At 61.4% G+C, this 16176-nt stretch carries 10 protein-coding genes and 1 rRNA gene; 9 read left to right on the top strand and 2 right to left on the bottom strand.

All coding sequences use genetic code 11. The features are described 5' to 3' along the window. Positions 1–62: 62 nt before the first annotated feature. The 7 genes from rrf to E4P01_RS23990 all read left to right on the top strand — a co-directional run bounded on the left by rrf (position 63) and on the right by E4P01_RS23990 (position 11990). Positions 63–178 (top strand): 5S ribosomal RNA (gene rrf / locus E4P01_RS23960). A gap of 161 nt (positions 179–339) precedes the next feature. Continuing rightward, entirely contained in the window at positions 340–3792 is a 3453-nt protein-coding gene (gene recC, locus E4P01_RS23965; protein ID WP_078822306.1) for an exodeoxyribonuclease V subunit gamma, read from the top strand. After that, positions 3789–7460 (top strand): exodeoxyribonuclease V subunit beta, encoded by a 3672-nt coding sequence (gene recB / locus E4P01_RS23970; RefSeq protein WP_216092105.1) that lies wholly within the window; start codon positions 3789–3791, stop codon positions 7458–7460. Before recC ends, recB begins: the two co-directional genes overlap by 4 nt. Beyond that, positions 7457–9535, top strand: coding sequence for an exodeoxyribonuclease V subunit alpha (gene recD, locus E4P01_RS23975; RefSeq protein ID WP_216092104.1), 2079 nt, complete (start codon positions 7457–7459; stop codon positions 9533–9535). The genes recB and recD overlap by 4 nt, the downstream gene beginning before the upstream one ends. A 132-nt stretch (positions 9536–9667) precedes the next feature. Beyond that, on the top strand, positions 9668–10234 hold the full coding sequence (locus tag E4P01_RS23980) for a YfiR family protein (RefSeq protein ID WP_032879475.1): 567 nt from the start codon (positions 9668–9670) through the stop codon (positions 10232–10234). Beyond that, positions 10231–11493, top strand: coding sequence for a diguanylate cyclase (locus E4P01_RS23985; protein WP_216092103.1), 1263 nt, complete (start codon positions 10231–10233; stop codon positions 11491–11493). The genes E4P01_RS23980 and E4P01_RS23985 overlap by 4 nt, the downstream gene beginning before the upstream one ends. Before the next feature lie 5 nt (positions 11494–11498). Further along, a complete protein-coding gene (locus E4P01_RS23990) occupies positions 11499–11990 on the top strand; it encodes an OmpA family protein (RefSeq protein ID WP_078822303.1) in 492 nt (163 codons plus the stop codon). Positions 11991–12117: 127 nt separating this feature from the next. Here E4P01_RS23990 and E4P01_RS23995 read toward each other — a convergent pair whose 3' ends face one another. After that, positions 12118–13065, bottom strand: coding sequence for a LysR family transcriptional regulator (locus tag E4P01_RS23995; protein ID WP_032879480.1), 948 nt, complete (start codon positions 13063–13065; stop codon positions 12118–12120). 133 nt (positions 13066–13198) lie between these two features. Between E4P01_RS23995 and E4P01_RS24000 the strand changes: the two genes are divergently transcribed. Both E4P01_RS24000 and mmsB read left to right on the top strand, forming a co-directional pair. Next, the gene (locus tag E4P01_RS24000; protein WP_216092102.1) at positions 13199–14716 is read left to right on the top strand and encodes a CoA-acylating methylmalonate-semialdehyde dehydrogenase; all 1518 of its coding nucleotides are present in this window, start codon (positions 13199–13201) and stop codon (positions 14714–14716) included. 15 nt (positions 14717–14731) lie between these two features. Then, entirely contained in the window at positions 14732–15619 is an 888-nt protein-coding gene (mmsB, locus tag E4P01_RS24005; protein WP_078822301.1) for a 3-hydroxyisobutyrate dehydrogenase, read from the top strand. Between the two features lie 107 nt (positions 15620–15726). On the opposite strand, the gene E4P01_RS24010 is transcribed toward mmsB, so the two are convergent. Next, the gene (locus tag E4P01_RS24010; RefSeq protein ID WP_003194115.1) at positions 15727–16071 is read right to left on the bottom strand and encodes a cupin domain-containing protein; all 345 of its coding nucleotides are present in this window, start codon (positions 16069–16071) and stop codon (positions 15727–15729) included. Positions 16072–16176: the final 105 nt, after the last annotated feature.

Consider the following 16176-nt stretch of genomic DNA (forward strand, 5'->3'; position numbering starts at 1 on the left):
ATGTAGAAGCTCATGAATTTCACCGGCACGTTGCCAACTCAACGGTCTGGTACACAGAATTTCTTGACGACAATAGAGCATTGGAACCACCTGATCCCATCCCGAACTCAGCAGTGAAACGATGCATCGCCGATGGTAGTGTGGGGTTTCCCCATGTGAGAGTAGGTCATCGTCAAGATTAAATTCCAGAACCCCTGTTTGCTAACGCAAACAGGGGTTTTGTTTTGGGCGGTCGAAAAGTGTCCACTCTATCCGCGCACGGCTGTCAGGCTGTGTCCGCCCCATGCACCACAGTGCTAAAGTCCACCCCTCGATTTTGCTTTTCCCAAGGAAGCCGTTATGCCGGACGCGACGTCCCTCAGCCCTGGATTCATGGTGGTTCACGGCAACCGCCTGGACGAACTGCGCAGCCTGGTGGTCAGCTGGATGCGCCGTTATCCACTGGCGCCTTTGGAAAACGAAATCGCGTTGGTACAAAGCAACGGCATCGCCCAATGGCTCAAGCTGGCCTTGGCTGAAGATCCGCAAGAAGATGATATGGGCGGCTGCGGCATTGCCGCAGCAATCGACGTGCAACTGCCTGGCAGCTTTATGTGGCAGCTCTACCGCATGGTCCTGGGCCGTGATGAAATTCCACCCAAGTCCCTGCTCGATAAAGCCCCGCTGACCTGGCGTCTTATGCGCCTGTTACCCGAACTGATTGGCCAGCCGCATTTTGAGCCCCTACAGCGCTTCCTGACTCAAGACACCGACCTGCGTAAACGCTACCAACTTGCCGAGCGCCTGGCCGATTTGTTCGACCAATACCAGGTCTACCGCGCTGATTGGCTGGAAGACTGGGCCGCAGGTCGGCACCAACTGCGCAATGGTCGAGGCGAATCCAAGCCCCTCAACCCTGCCAACTGCTGGCAAGCCGAGTTATGGCGTGCGCTGCTGCTGGATGTAGGAGAGGAGGGCATGGCTGAAAGCCGAGCAGGCGTTCACCAGCGCTTCATCGAGCGCATCAACAGCCTTGAGCAAGCGCCCCCCGGCTTGCCTTCCCGGGTGATTGTATTCGGCATTTCATCACTGCCGGCCCAAGCACTGGAAGCCCTCGCTGGCCTGGCCCGTTTCAGCCAGGTCCTGCTCTGTGTACATAACCCTTGCCGCCATCATTGGTCCGACATCGTCGCCGACAAGGATTTACTGCGTAATGAATACAAGCGCCAGGCGCGCAAAGCCGGTATGCCGGTCACTATCGATCCCCAAACCTTGCACCAGCACGCCCATCCGCTACTGGCAGCCTGGGGCAAGCAGGGCCGTGATTACATCAGTTTGTTGGACAGCTACGATGACCCCAACAGCTACCGCGCCGCATTTCGCGATGGGCGCATCGATCTGTTCAGTGACAGCGAACCCACCACGCTGCTCAACCAGCTCCAGGACGATATCCTCGAACTGCGCCCGCTGAATGAAACCCGCGAACTGTGGCCCGCTGTTGATCTGGAGCATGATACGTCCATCCGGTTCCACATCGCCCACAGCGCCCAGCGCGAAGTGGAAATCCTCCACGACCAATTGCTCCAACGCTTCAGCGCCGATCCAACGTTGCGCCCTCGGGACATCATCGTCATGGTTCCCGACGTCGACAGCTACGCGCCGCACATCCGCGCGGTCTTCGGCCAGCTTGAGCGAAATGACCCACGCTTCATCCCCTTTACCCTGACAGACCAAGGCCAACGCGGCCGCGACCCGCTACTGATCGCCGTCGAACATCTGCTCAAGCTTCCCGACAGTCGTTTCCCCGTCAGTGAAATCCTCGACCTGCTCGATGTTCCCGCCCTGCGTGAGCGTTTTGCTATCAAAGAGCGCGACCTGCCCACCCTGCATCGCTGGATCGAAGGCGCCGGTATCCGCTGGGGGCTGAACGCCGAACAACGTGTCGGTTTGGGTCTACCCACAGATCTGGAACAAAACAGCTGGCGATTCGGCCTGCGCCGTATGTTGCTGGGCTATGCAGTCGGCACTGGCATGGCCTGTGAAGGTATTGAGCCCTACGACGAAATCGGCGGCCTCGATGCGGCATTGATCGGCCCGCTGGTCGCCCTGCTCGATGCCTTGAATGATGCCCATCAGGCGTTATCACAACCGGCTGCTCCCAGGGTGTGGGGCGAGCGATTGCAACGCTTGATGCAGCTGTTCTTCCTGCCCAGCAGCGAGCACGATGACTACCTCTTGGGCCAGCTTGAGCAACTGAGAGAGACCTGGCTGGAAACCTGCGAATCCGTTGGCTTGCAGGACGAGTTACCGCTTACGGTCGTCCGTGAGGCATGGCTGGCCGGATTGGATCAGGGTCGCTTGTCCCAGCGCTTTCTCGCCGGAGCTGTCAATTTTTGTACCCTGATGCCCATGCGTGCGATCCCGTTCAAGCTGGTCTGCCTGCTCGGCATGAACGACGGCGACTACCCACGAGCACAACCGCCGCTGGACTTCGACCTGATGGGCAGCGACTACCGTCCCGGTGACCGTTCGCGCCGCGAAGACGACCGCTATTTACTGCTCGAAGCGCTGCTCTCGGCCCGCGACCAGCTCTATATCAGTTGGGTTGGCCGCAGCATCCGCGATAACAGCGATCGCCCTGCCTCGGTATTGATCGGCCAGTTGCGCGACCACCTCGCCAGCGGCTGGCAGCACGCCGGCAGCGATAAGCCGCTGATCGACGCAATGACCCAGGAACACCCGCTCCAACCCTTCAGCGCCCGCTACTTCCATGAAGGCGATCCACTGTTCAGCTACGCCCGCGAATGGCAATTGCTGCATGAAGCGCGGGATGTCATGCCCCCAGCGAATGTATTGCTGCAGCATCAACAGGAAGAACCCCTGAGCCTCGGTCAGTTGCAGGACTTCTTGCGCAACCCAGTCAAACATTTCTTCAGCCAGCGTCTGAAAGTATTCTTCGAAGCCGCAGAAGTGCCTCTGGCTGACGAAGAACCCTTCGTCCTCGACGCACTGCAGCGCTATAGCCTCAGCGACAGTCTGCTAAATGCTGCACTGACCCACCCCGATCACCTCGACCAGGCCCTCAACGCCCAAGCCCTGCGTTTGCAGGGCAGTGGCCTGTTGCCGATGGTCGGTTTCGGTGAGTGCCTGCGTAAGGAGTTGATCGAGCCGTTGCCTGACCTGGTGCAGCGCTATCAACAGCTTCTGGCGCTGTGGCCGACCCCACATACCGGCGCTGAACCTATCAGTTTTGAGTATCGAGGCATTCAGTTGGAAGGCTGGATCAGCGGCTTGCATCGCCGCAGTGATGGCGGCCTGTTAAGCGTTACCACCATCCCCAATAGCATTGGCTCGATCAAGACACGCAAGTGGCATCGCTTGATCCGCCCTTGGGTCAACCATGTGGTGGCCTGCGCCTGTGGCCTGCCATTGAGTACCGGCCTGGTAGCAAGTGACGACACCTTGCTGCTCGAGCCGTTGGATAAACCTACTGCCCAGGAAATCCTCGGCAACCTGCTGCTGGCTTGGCACACCGGTATGAGCACACCGCTGCCCGTTGCAGTAAAAACCGCTTTCGCCTGGCTCGGCCAAACTGACCCCGCCAAGGCCCAAGCCGCGGCCAGCAAAGCTTACGAAGGCGATGGCATCACCACTGACGGCGAACGCCGCGAAACGCCTGCTCTCACGCGGCAATTTCCCGACTACGCGGCGTTGGTCGCCAGTGAGGAATTCGAAGGCTGGTGCGAAACCCTGTATCGCCCGCTCATCAACGCACCATGGCGATCGCTTTCCAGCGCGGAGGCCAGCGCATGATCGGCAAACCCTTGGCCCTGGCATTCCCGCTTAAAGGCAGCCAGTTGATTGAAGCCAGTGCCGGCACTGGCAAGACCTTCACCATCTCCGCGTTATACCTGCGCCTGGTGCTCGGCCATGGTGGTGATGAGTCCGGCTTCGGCCGCGAACTGCTGCCGCCGCAAATTCTCGTCGTCACGTTCACCGATGCGGCCACCAAGGAGCTGCGTGAACGCATCCGCATCCGCCTGGCCGAAGCTGCGCGCTTCTTTCGCGACGAAATCGAACAGCCCGATGCGTTGATCGCCGACCTGCGCGAGCAATACGCCCCACAGCAATGGCCGGCCTGCGCCAACCGCCTGGACATCGCCGCGCAATGGATGGATGAAGCCGCGGTCTCGACGATCCACAGCTGGTGCCAGCGCATGTTGCGTGAACATGCGTTCGACAGTGGCAGCCTGTTCACCCAGACCCTGGAAACTGACCATAGCGACCTGCTGGGCGAAGTGCTGCGCGATTACTGGCGATTGTTCTGCTACCCGATGCACGACGATGCGCTCAACTGGGTGCGCAACAATTGGGGCGGCCCCGCGGCGCTGATGCCAAGGGTGCGTGCGCTGTTCGGCAGCGAGCGGCCCACCGACGAAAGTCGCGAGCCGGCCGAACTGATCAACGCTTGTTTGCAAGAGCGTCGCGCCGCGCTGACGACCCTCAAGGCACCCTGGCAACAATGGGCGGCCGAGCTGCGCGATATCTGCCTGCAAGCCGTCGCCGCCAAAACGGTCGATGGGCGCAAGATGCAAGCGCGCTACTTCGAACCCTGGTTCGAAAAGATCAGTGCCTGGGCCGCCGATGAAACCCTGGAGCAATTGGACATCGGTACCGGCTTCACGCGCCTGACGCCCGAGGGCATGGCCGAAGCCTGGAAGGGCGAACCGCCGCAGCACCCGGGGATCGAGGCGATGGCCGGCCTCAAAGCCAGCCTCGATGCATTGCCAACGCCCGACGCCGCGGTATTGCAACATGCGGCTGGCTGGGTGGGTAAACGCTTCGAAGAAGAGAAACGTCGCCGCGCTGAAATGGGCTTCGACGACATGCTGATCCGCCTCAACGCGGCCCTTCAGGCAGACGGTGGCGAGCGCCTGGCCAGTGTGATCCGTGAGCAATTCCCGGTGGCGCTGATTGATGAATTTCAAGACACCGACCCGGTGCAATACAGCATCTTCGACAGCATCTACCGCATCGACGAAAACCACCTGGACAGTGGCCTGTTCTTGATCGGCGACCCGAAGCAGGCGATCTACGCCTTTCGCGGTGCCGACATCTACACCTACCTGCGCGCCCGGCAGTCCACCACCGGCCGCCATCACACCCTGGGCACCAACTTCCGCTCCAGCCATGCGATGGTCGAAGCGGTGAACCACGTGTTCCAGCGTGCGGAAACCGGCCGTGGTGCGTTCCTGTTCCGCGAGCCCAACGGCGAGAACCCGGTGCCGTTTCACCCGGTGCTGTCCCAGGGCCGCAGCGAGCACCTGCAGGTTGACGGCCAACCGTTGCCGGCCATGAACCTGTGGCACCTGCCTACCGACCAGCCGATTTCCACCGCGGTTTACCGTCAGCACTTGGCTGCGGCCTGCGCCACACAGATCGTCGCGTTGCTCAATGGTGGGCAGCAAGGCACAGCAGGTTTTGTAAAAGAGGGCAGCCTCAAGGGCGTATTGCCGTCAGACATCGCCATCCTCGTACGCGACGGCAAGGAAGCCCAGGCCGTGCGCGCTGAGTTGGCCAGCCGTGGCGTGCGCAGTGTGTACCTGTCGGATAAGGACTCGGTTTTCGCCGCCCAGGAAGCTCACGACCTGCTGGCCTGGCTCAAGGCCTGCGCCGAGCCGGATGTCGAGCGCCCGCTGCGCGCCGCCCTGGCCTGCGTCACCTTGAACCTGTCCCTGGCGGAACTGGAGCGTCTGAACCAGGACGAATTGGCGTGGGAATCGCGCGTGATGCAGTTCCGTGGCTACCGCGCAATCTGGCGCACCCAAGGCGTGCTGCCGATGCTGCGTCGCCTGCTCCACGACTTCAAGCTGCCTCAAACCCTTATCGCCCGCAGTGATGGCGAGCGCGTGCTGACCAACCTGTTGCACCTCAGTGAGTTGCTGCAACAAGCCGCGTCGGAACTCGATGGTGAACAGGCGTTGATCCGCCACTTGGCCGAACACCTGGCACTGTCGGGCCAGGCCGGTGAAGAACAGATCCTGCGTCTGGAAAGCGATGAGCAACTGGTCAAGGTGGTGACCATCCACAAATCCAAGGGCCTGGAATACGACCTGGTGTTCTTGCCCTTCATCTGCTCAGCCAAACCGGTGGATGGCAGTCGCTTGCCGCTGCATTACCACGATGAACACGGCAAGTCCCAAGTGAGCCTGCGGCCAACGGCCGAGCTGATCGCCCAAGCCGATGACGAGCGCCTGGCCGAAGACCTGCGTTTGTTCTACGTGGCCTTGACCCGCGCCAAACACGCGTGCTGGCTGGGCATTGCCGACCTCAAGCGCGGCAATAACAGCAGCTCGGTCTTGCACCTGTCGGCATTGGGGTATTTGCTGGGGGGCGGGACGTCGTTGGGCGAGTCCACCGGCCTGGCGCGCTGGTTGCTGGATTTACAGGAAGGTTGCCCGGCCATCCGTTATGGCCTTGTGCCGGATATCCAGGACATCCTGTTTCACCCGCCGCGCAATGAAGCGACGTTGCTTGCGCCGTTGCTGCCCAAACGCAAGGCTGCGGAAAACTGGTGGATTGCCTCCTACAGTGCCTTGCGCATTGGCGACAGCATGAGCGCCGCCAGCCTCGAAGCGCCGGAAAGCCCGCAGGCCCAGAAGCTGTTCGATGACGAACGCCTCGACCCCGATGCACCACGGGAAGTGGTGGCGTCCGGCGGTGATATTCACCGTTTCCCACGCGGGCCTAATCCAGGCACCTTCCTCCACGGCTTGTTGGAGTGGGCCGGTGAAGAGGGTTTCAACGTGACGCCCGAGGCCATTGAAAAGGCCGTGGGCGCACGCTGTAACCGCCGCAATTGGGAAGGCTGGATCGTCACCCTCAGCGGCTGGCTGGGGCATCTGTTGCAAACGCCGTTTCCGCTGTACAACGACCACGTGACCCTCAGCGGTCTTGAGCAGTACCAGATTGAAATGGAGTTCTGGTTCGCCAGTCACACAGTCGATGTGCTCGCCCTCGACAAGCTGGTGTGCCGGCACACCCACGGCGGCGTTTCCCGTGTGGCCGCGGAGCCGGTGCTGCTCAACGGCATGTTCAAGGGGTTTATCGACCTGACGTTCGAACACGAGGGGCGCTACTACGTGGCGGACTACAAATCCAACTGGCTCGGCCCCGACGATTCGGCCTACACCCAGCAAGCCATGGAGCAGTCGATCCTTGAGCATCGGTACGACCTGCAATACGTACTTTACCTGCTGGCCCTGCATCGCCAGCTCAAGGCACGCCTGCCCGATTATGACTACGACCAGCACGTCGGCGGCGCCTTGTACCTGTTCCTGCGTGGCACCCAGTCGGTGAGCCAGGGGGCGTATTTCACCCGGCCGCCCCGTGAGCTGATCGAAAGCCTGGACCTGTTGTTCCAGGGCAAGCCAATTGCGCCCAAGGTCGAGCCCGTCTGGGAACAAGGAGTGTTGCTATGAGCCTGTCGCCGTTACCGCTGGAGGAGCTGGCACCGCTGAGTCACGCCACTGACCTGGTGCAGTTGCTTGAGCGTTGGGTCGAGCGTGGCTGGTTGCGGGCCCTGGACAAAGCCTTCGTCGGCTTCCTGCACGAGCTTGATGCCCAGGCCGATCCCTTGGTGCTGCTGGCGGCCGCGTTGACCAGCCATCAACTGGGCCATGGCCACGTCTGCCTGGACCTGTTCGAAACCCTCAAGACGCCGGACTTCGCCCTGTCTTTGCCGCCCGAAGGCGACCTGCACACCGGCGCCATGCTGCTGCCGTCGCAGTTGCTGCACGGCCTGGACGGTGCCCATTGGTGCCATGCCCTGGCGGGCAGCCCACTGGTCGCGCTGGCGGTCGATGGCAGCGACGTGGCCCAGAGCCGGCCATTGGTGTTGTCCGGCAAACGCCTGTACCTGCGCCGCTACTGGACCTACGAGCGACGTATCGATCGCGCCCTGCGCCTGCGCCTCGCGAGCGTGGAGCCCGCAGCTGCCGATTTGCCACAACGCCTCAACCGCCTGTTCGACCAACCGGCGCCGGATGGGGTGATTGATTGGCAAAAACTTGCCTGTGCGCTGGCTACCCGCGGCGCATTCAGTATCGTCACCGGCGGCCCCGGCACCGGCAAGACCACCACCGTAGTGCGCCTGCTTGCGTTGCTGCAGGCGCCCGCCGTGGAGTCCGGCAGCCCGTTGCGCATTCGCCTGGCCGCGCCCACCGGTAAAGCCGCTGCGCGCCTGACCGAATCCATCAGCCAGCAAGTGCTGTCGCTGACAGTGCCCGACAGCGTGCGGGAAAAAATCCCGACGCAGGTCACCACGGTTCACCGCCTGCTGGGCAGTCGTCCCGGTACTCGCCACTTCCGGCATCACCTCGGTAATCCATTGCCGTTGGACGTGCTGGTGGTGGATGAAGCCTCGATGATCGACCTGGAAATGATGGCCAACCTGCTCGACGCCTTGCCATCCCATGCGCGTCTGGTATTGCTGGGCGACAAGGACCAATTGGCGTCGGTGGAAGCGGGTGCGGTACTCGGTGATTTGTGCCGCGATGCCGAAGACGGCTGGTACAGCCCGCACACTCGGCAATGGCTGCAAGCCGTCAGCGGCGAAGACCTCAGTGCCAGCGGCCTGCAAGAAGACCTCGACGGTAGCCATCCCCTGGCCCAGCAGGTGGTGATGCTGCGCTATTCACGTCGTTTCGGCGAAGGCAGCGGCATCGGCCAGCTGGCGCGCTGGGTCAACCAGCAAAATGCCGAACAGGCACGTCAGCTGTTGGCCGCAGGTCGTCATGACGACCTGTTTTGCGTCAGCCTCAAGGGCGAGCATGACTATGCCCTTGAGCGCCTGGTGCTGGACGGCCAGGGCGACGGCGCCCAAGGCTATCGCTACTACCTGAATCTGCTGCAATCGGCACGTCCACCCTTGGATACGCCACGTGATGACGCGGCCTGGACGCATTGGGCGCAACAGTTGCTGCAAGCCTTCGATGCGTTCCAACTGCTCTGCGCGGTGCGCAAAGGCCCTTGGGGCGTTGAAGGGTTGAATCAGCGCATCACCGCGGCCCTGCGCAAAGTACGCCTGATCGAAGGCGACGAGCAGTGGTACGAAGGTCGTCCGGTACTGATGACCCGTAACGACTACGGCCTGGGCCTGATGAACGGCGACATCGGTATCGCGCTGAAATTGCCCGAAACCGAGGGCGGCTCCCACGTGCTGCGGGTGGCCTTCCCACGTAACGATGGCCAGGGTGGCGTACGTTTTGTGCTGCCCAGCCGCTTGAATGATGTTGAAACCGTGTATGCGATGACCGTGCACAAATCCCAGGGCTCGGAGTTCACCCATACGGCGCTGATCCTTCCGGACGCTTTGAACCCGGTGCTGACCAAAGAGTTGATCTATACCGGTATTACCCGCGCCAAGCGCTGGTTCAGCTTGATCGAGCCCCGCGGTGGGGTGTTTGAGGAGGCGGTACGGCGCAAGGTCAAGCGTTTGAGCGGGTTGATGCTGGAGTTGGACGCCGTGCCTGAAAAACTGACTGATAGGTCATGAAATATTTCTGATTCAGATGTCTGATTTTTCTGAAAAAATAGTAGGCCTCGTGTCAGCCGTGCGGCATGGGGTTTCCCGCCGCTGTGCTATCGTTGCGGCATCACCCTGGAAAATACCTGAGAGAAGTGCTGCATGAACGTGGCTGTCTCGCCCACAGAGCGCAGTTTGAGCTGGAGACGGATGTTGCTGGTGGCGGTTCTGTGCCTGCTCGCACCGCGCGTCTGGGCGCAGACGCCGAGCCTCGCCGAGCAGCGCGCCCAGGCGGTCACCCAGGTCGTCCTGGGCATTCTCAGTTATGCGCGATGGCCGGTGGAGCCTGCGCAATTGCGGCTGTGTGTTGTGGGGCCGACTCAGTACACCGATGACCTGGTCAAAGGCACCACCCAGGCCACCGGTCGTCCAGTGCTGGTACGGCGCCTGCTGGTCGATCATCCGGATATCGTCAATGCCTGCGATGCCGTCTACATCGGCAAAATCACCCCCGACGAACGCAACCGCCTGTTTACCTCATTGATTGGCCACCCTGTACTCAGCATTAGCGAAGGGGGCGACCAGTGCACGGTGGGCAGCCTGTTCTGCCTGCGCGTCAGCGATGAGCAGGTGTCGTTCGAGGTCAACCTGGATTCCGTCGCCCGCAGCGGCGTGCGTATCCATCCCAGTGTGTTGCAGTTGTCTCGCCGTCGAGCGCCTGGCTCATGAGCCGCGATAAAGTGCGGCCGACCCTGCGCTCGGTGATTGCCCGCGGGCATATGATTCTGGCGCTGGTGGCGGTCACCCTGGCCAGTGTGTCCCTGACCCTGCTCGGCGTACTTGCCCTGCGGGTTTACGCCGAGCACAACCTGCACCTGATCGCCCGCTCCATCAACTACACCGTGGAAGCGGCTGTAGTGTTCAACGACAGCGCGGCGGCCACCGAAGCCCTGAGCCTGATCGCCTCCACCGAAGAAGTGGCCCAGGCAGAAGTATTCGATATCAACGGCAAGCTGCTGGCGCGCTGGGTTCGCCCGGAAACCGGCATGTTGTCACGGGTCGAGTTGCAAATAGCGCACGCCCTGCTCGAACAGCCCATCAGCCAGCCGATCCTGCGCCAGGGGCAAACTGTCGGTAGCATCCATCTGGTCGGCCACGGTGGCAGCCTGTTGCGCTTTTTGCTCAGCGGCCTGGTCGGGATTCTGATCTGCACCGCCCTCAGCGCCTGGGTGGCGTTGCATCTGTCGCGGCGTCTGTTAAATGGTATCACCGTGCCACTGCAGCGCCTGGCGGCTGTTGCCCACGCCGCCCGTAGCGAGCGAGACTTCGACCGACGCGTACCCTCGGCGCAGATCGCCGAACTCGACAGCCTGGGCAGCGACTTCAACGCTTTGCTCGGCGAGATGGAGGCCTGGCAGAGCCACCTGCAAAGCGAAAACGAAACCCTGGCCCACCAGGCCAGCCATGACAGCCTCACTGGCCTGCCCAACCGCGCGTTCTTCGAAGGCCGGCTTATTCGCGCCTTGCGTAGTGCCGCCAAGGTCAACGAGCGGGTGGCGGTGCTGTTTCTCGACAGCGACCGCTTCAAAGACATCAACGACAGCTTCGGTCACGCTGCTGGCGATGCCGTGTTGGTGGCTGTTGCCGATCGCGTGCGTGCGCAACTGCGCGAGGATGACCTGGTGGCACGCCTGGGCGGCGATGAATTTGCGGTATTGCTGGCGCCGCTGCACAAGGCCGAAGACGCCCATCGCATCGCCGATAAAATCATTGCCAGCATGGACGTGCCGATTTCGCTGCCAGGGGGTACCCAGGTGTTGACCTCCCTCAGTATCGGCATTGCCATTTATCCCGATCATGGCGCCACTCCCGGCACCTTGCTCAACGCCGCCGATGCGGCGATGTACCAGGCCAAACGCCTGTCTTCAGGCGGCCAGCAAACGGCGGAGTCGGAGCATCCCGTCGTCAACGTTCAACACAGGAGTTGATTCCCTTGTTCGCTAACACACGCGTTTTATTTATTTCCTTACTCGTTGCCTTCCTGGCCCTCAGCGGCTGCCAGACGCCCCCGCCCAAGGGGCTCACCCCGGCGCAAGTCGCCGTACTCAAGCAGCAAGGCTTCGAGCTGACCGACGAGGGCTGGGCCTTCGGCCTGTCCGGCAAGGTCCTGTTTGGCAGCGACGTCGAAACCCTCAATAAACCCAGCACCGACATCGTCGAACGCATCGGCCAGGCCCTGGTAGGCGCGGGCATCGAGCGCGTACGTGTCGACGGCCACACCGACGCCTCGGGCAAAGAACCCTACAACGTGGCGCTGTCCCTGCGCCGCGCCAAGAGCGTGGGCAAGGTGCTGACCCGCGTGGGTATGAAAGAAGAAAACATCCAACTGCGCGGTTTGGGCAGCAGCGAGCCGGTGGCGCCGAATACGACCACAGCAGGCCGCACCGAGAATCGCCGGGTGTCGATTGTTGTGATCGCAGACTAAGCGGGTTCACCTTCCCCCAGCTGAAATGCATTCAATATGTGGGAGCTGGCTTGCCTGCGATGGCGGTTGATCGGTAGATATAGCTTTTGCTGATACACCGCTATCGCAGGCAAGCCAGCTCCCACATTCAGCCTGCAAACCGCATCTCCCGCGTCTGCCCCATCAACAACCCTTGATTCTGCTCAGTCACCTCCCTGATGTAATCCCACAACAACGTAATCCGTTTCAACTTCCTCAAATCCTCCCGGCAATACATCCAGAACTGCCGCGTAATCGCAATCTGCTCTCCCAGCACCGGCAACAAGCGCGGATCCTGCGCCGCCAGAAAACACGGCAATATCGCCATCGACCGGCCCTGCTGCGCCGCCACGTACTGCGCGATCACGCTGGTACTGCGCAGGCTGGCGCTGGCGCCGGGCACCACGTTGGCCAGGTACAGCAGCTCCGAGCTGAAGGCCAGGTCATCCACGTAGCTGATAAACGGATGCTCGGCCAAATCCGCAGGTTTGCGGATTGGCGGGTGTTGGTCGAGGTAGTCCTGGGTGGCGTACAGCTGCAGTTTGTAGTCGCACAGTTTACAGCACACATACGGCCCGTGTTCCGGGCGCTCCAGGGCGATGACGATGTCGGCTTCGCGCTTGGACAGGCTGATGAAGTGGGGCAGGGGCAGGATGTCTACCGAGATCGCGGGATAAGTGTCGACGAAATGGCTCAACTGCGGGGTGACGAAGAAGCTACCGAATCCTTCGGTGCAGCCCATGCGCACATGGCCGGACAGCGCCACGCCGGAGCCGGAGACTTGTTCGCAGGCCATGTGCAGGGTGCTTTCGATGGACTCCGCGTAGCCGAGCAAACGCTGGCCCTCGGTGGTGAGCACGAAGCCGTTGGTCCGGGATTTTTCGAACAGCAACGTACCGAGCGACACTTCCAGTGAACTGATGCGCCGCGACACGGTGGTGTAGTCCACCGCCAGGCGCTTGGCGGCCACGCTGGCCTTGCGGGTGCGCGCCACTTCGAGGAAAAACTTCAGGTCATCCCAGTTCAGGGCGCCTAGAGAGGTGATGTTTTTTTGCATATTGGACCGGCTTTTATGTGCGTTCTTATTAGAAGTTTGCACATCTATACTCCAAAAACAGTCCGAACGCCTCATTCTTCAAGGCGATTCAACGCCTTGGTTCTCTGCATAACTACAAGATTCTGGAGACCACATGAACGCATCTGCCGATATTTCCGTGCAACAGGTCAAGTTGCTGATCAACGGCGAGTGGGTCGAATCCAAGACCACCGAGTGGCAAGACATCGTCAACCCGGCCACCCAACAAGTGCTGGCCAAAGTCCCGTTTGCCACTGCCGATGAAGTCAACGCTGCCATCGACGCCGCCCATCGCGCCTTTCAGACCTGGAAGCTGACGCCGATCGGTGCGCGGATGCGCATCATGCTCAAGCTGCAAGCCCTGATCCGTGAACACTCCAAGCGTATCGCCGTGGTCCTCAGCGCCGAGCAGGGCAAGACCATTGCCGATGCCGAGGGCGATATTTTCCGTGGTCTGGAAGTGGTCGAACACGCCTGTTCCATCGGCACCCTGCAAATGGGCGAATTCGCCGAAAACGTGGCCGGTGGCGTGGACACCTACACCCTGCGCCAACCTATCGGCGTGTGCGCCGGCATCACTCCGTTCAACTTCCCGGCGATGATTCCGCTGTGGATGTTCCCGATGGCGATTGCCTGCGGTAATACCTTCGTCCTCAAGCCTTCCGAGCAAGACCCGTTGTCGACCATGCTGCTGGTGGAGCTGGCGCTGGAAGCCGGTGTGCCGGCCGGTGTGCTCAACGTGGTGCATGGCGGTAAGGACGTGGTGGATGCGCTCTGTACTCACAAAGATATCAAGGCCGTGTCCTTCGTCGGTTCCACCGCCGTCGGCACCCATGTCTACGACCTGGCCGGCAAACACGGCAAGCGCGTGCAGTCGATGATGGGCGCCAAGAACCACGCCGTGGTGCTGCCGGATGCCAACCGTGAACACACCCTCAATGCCCTGGTCGGCGCCGGTTTCGGCGCGGCGGGCCAGCGTTGCATGGCCACCTCGGTGGTGGTGCTGGTGGGCGCGTCCAAGCAGTGGCTGCCGGTTCTCAAGGCTCTGGCACAAAAGCTCAAGGTCAATGCTGGCAGCGAAGCCGGCACGGATGTCGGCCCGGTGATCTCCAAGCGCGCCAAGGCACGCATCCTTGAACTGATCGAAAGCGGCGTGAAAGAAGGCGCCAAGCTGGAGCTGGATGGCCGCGATATCAAGGTGCCAGGCTTCGAACAAGGTAACTTTGTCGGCCCGACTCTGTTCTCGGGCGTGACCACCGACATGCGCATCTACACCGAGGAAATCTTCGGCCCGGTGCTGGTAGTGCTGGAAGTCGACACCCTCGACCAAGCCATCGCCCTGGTTAACGCCAACCCGTTCGGCAATGGCACGGGCCTGTTCACCCAAAGTGGTGCGGCGGCGCGTAAATTCCAGAGCGAAATCGATGTGGGCCAGGTCGGCATCAACATTCCGATTCCGGTGCCAGTGCCGTTCTTCAGCTTCACCGGCTCGCGCGGTTCCAAGCTCGGCGACCTGGGCCCGTACGGCAAGCAAGTGGTGCAGTTCTACACCCAGACCAAAACCGTCACCAGCCGCTGGTTCGATGACGACACGGTCAACGATGGCGTCAACACCACCATCAACCTGCGCTGAACCTGGGAGACGACCATGAAGATTGCATTTATCGGCCTGGGCAACATGGGCGCGCCCATGGCCCGCAACCTGATCAAGGCTGGGCACGCGCTTAACCTGTTCGACCTGAACCAGGCGGTACTCAAGGAACTCGCCGAACTGGGCGGCACCATCAGCAGCTCACCGCGTGATGCGGCCCAGGGCGCAGAACTGGTGATTACCATGCTGCCGGCCGCTGCTCACGTGCGCAGCGTATGGCTCAATGACGACGGTGTGCTCGCGGGCATCGGCAAAGGTGTCCCAGCGGTGGATTGCAGCACCATCGATCCGCAAACCATCCGTGATGTAGCGGCAGCGGCAGCGAAACAAGGCGTGGCAGTGGCCGATGCACCGGTCTCCGGTGGCACCGGCGGTGCCCAGGCCGGGACGCTGACCTTTATGGTCGGCGCCAACCCGGAATTATTCGCTACCCTGCAACCGGTGCTGGCGCAGATGGGCCGCAACATCGTGCACTGCGGCGATGTCGGCACCGGGCAAATCGCCAAGATCTGTAACAACCTGCTGCTGGGTATCAGCATGGTCGGCGTCAGTGAGGCCATGGCCCTGGGCGATGCGCTCGGCATTGATACGCAAGTGCTGGCCGGCATCATCAACAGCTCCACCGGGCGCTGCTGGAGTTCCGATACCTACAACCCGTGGCCGGGTGTGATTGAAACTGCTCCGTCATCGCGTGGCTATACCGGTGGCTTCGGCGCCGACCTGATGCTCAAGGACTTGGGCCTGGCTACTGAGGCCGCACGGCAGGTACACCAACCGGTGATTCTTGGCGCGGTGGCCCAGCAGTTGTATCAGTCGATGAGCCAGCGTGGGGAAGGGGGCAAGGACTTCTCGGCGATCATCAACAGTTATCGCAAGCTCAAATAAACTGTGGCGAGGGAGCTTGCTCCCGCTGGACTGCGCAGCAGTTCCATCTTTTGGGGCCGCTACGCGCCCCAGCGGGAGCAAGCTCCCTCGCCACAGGTTCTTGCTGATCAAGCAAAAACGAAGTACTTGCGCACGGTCTCCACTACTTCCCAGGTACCTTTCATGCCTGGCTCCACCACGAAGATATCCCCAGCGCGCAAATGGATCGGCGCCATGCCTTCAGGTGTGATCACGCAGTAGCCTTCCTGGAAATGGCAGTATTCCCACTTCACGTACTCCACGTACCACTTGCCCGGCGTGCAGATCCAGGTGCCCATGATCTTGCTGCCGTCTTCGCTGGTATAGGCGTTGAGGTTGACGGTGTGCGGGTCGCCTTCAAGCTTTTCCCATTTGCAGGCATCCAGGACCGGCAGTGGGTGGGTGTCGCGCAGTACGGTGATGGGCTTGGACATGATGACTCCGAGGTAAGGGAACAAGAGTCGAACCCTATAGCGTCGCGGCCAGGGCTGGTGGTCTGGACTCGACATCGGTATGCCCAGAAGCGCAGTTAATGTGGG

This window comes from Pseudomonas sp. NCIMB 10586, assembly GCF_023127895.1.
GTDB lineage: Bacteria > Pseudomonadota > Gammaproteobacteria > Pseudomonadales > Pseudomonadaceae > Aquipseudomonas > Aquipseudomonas synxantha_A.

What these genes read in the sequence shown, in the direction of transcription:
- recC (WP_078822306.1), top strand. Translation starts at nt 340, where the DNA reads ATGCCGGACGCGACGTCCCTCAGCCCTGGATTCATGGTGGTTCACGGC.
- recB (WP_216092105.1), top strand. Translation starts at nt 3,789, where the DNA reads ATGATCGGCAAACCCTTGGCCCTGGCATTCCCGCTTAAAGGCAGCCAG.
- recD (WP_216092104.1), top strand. Translation starts at nt 7,457, where the DNA reads ATGAGCCTGTCGCCGTTACCGCTGGAGGAGCTGGCACCGCTGAGTCAC.
- E4P01_RS23980 (WP_032879475.1), top strand. Translation starts at nt 9,668, where the DNA reads ATGAACGTGGCTGTCTCGCCCACAGAGCGCAGTTTGAGCTGGAGACGG.
- E4P01_RS23985 (WP_216092103.1), top strand. Translation starts at nt 10,231, where the DNA reads ATGAGCCGCGATAAAGTGCGGCCGACCCTGCGCTCGGTGATTGCCCGC.
- E4P01_RS23995 (WP_032879480.1), bottom strand. Translation starts at nt 13,065, where the DNA reads ATGCAAAAAAACATCACCTCTCTAGGCGCCCTGAACTGGGATGACCTG.
- E4P01_RS24000 (WP_216092102.1), top strand. Translation starts at nt 13,199, where the DNA reads ATGAACGCATCTGCCGATATTTCCGTGCAACAGGTCAAGTTGCTGATC.
- mmsB (WP_078822301.1), top strand. Translation starts at nt 14,732, where the DNA reads ATGAAGATTGCATTTATCGGCCTGGGCAACATGGGCGCGCCCATGGCC.
- E4P01_RS24010 (WP_003194115.1), bottom strand. Translation starts at nt 16,071, where the DNA reads ATGTCCAAGCCCATCACCGTACTGCGCGACACCCACCCACTGCCGGTC.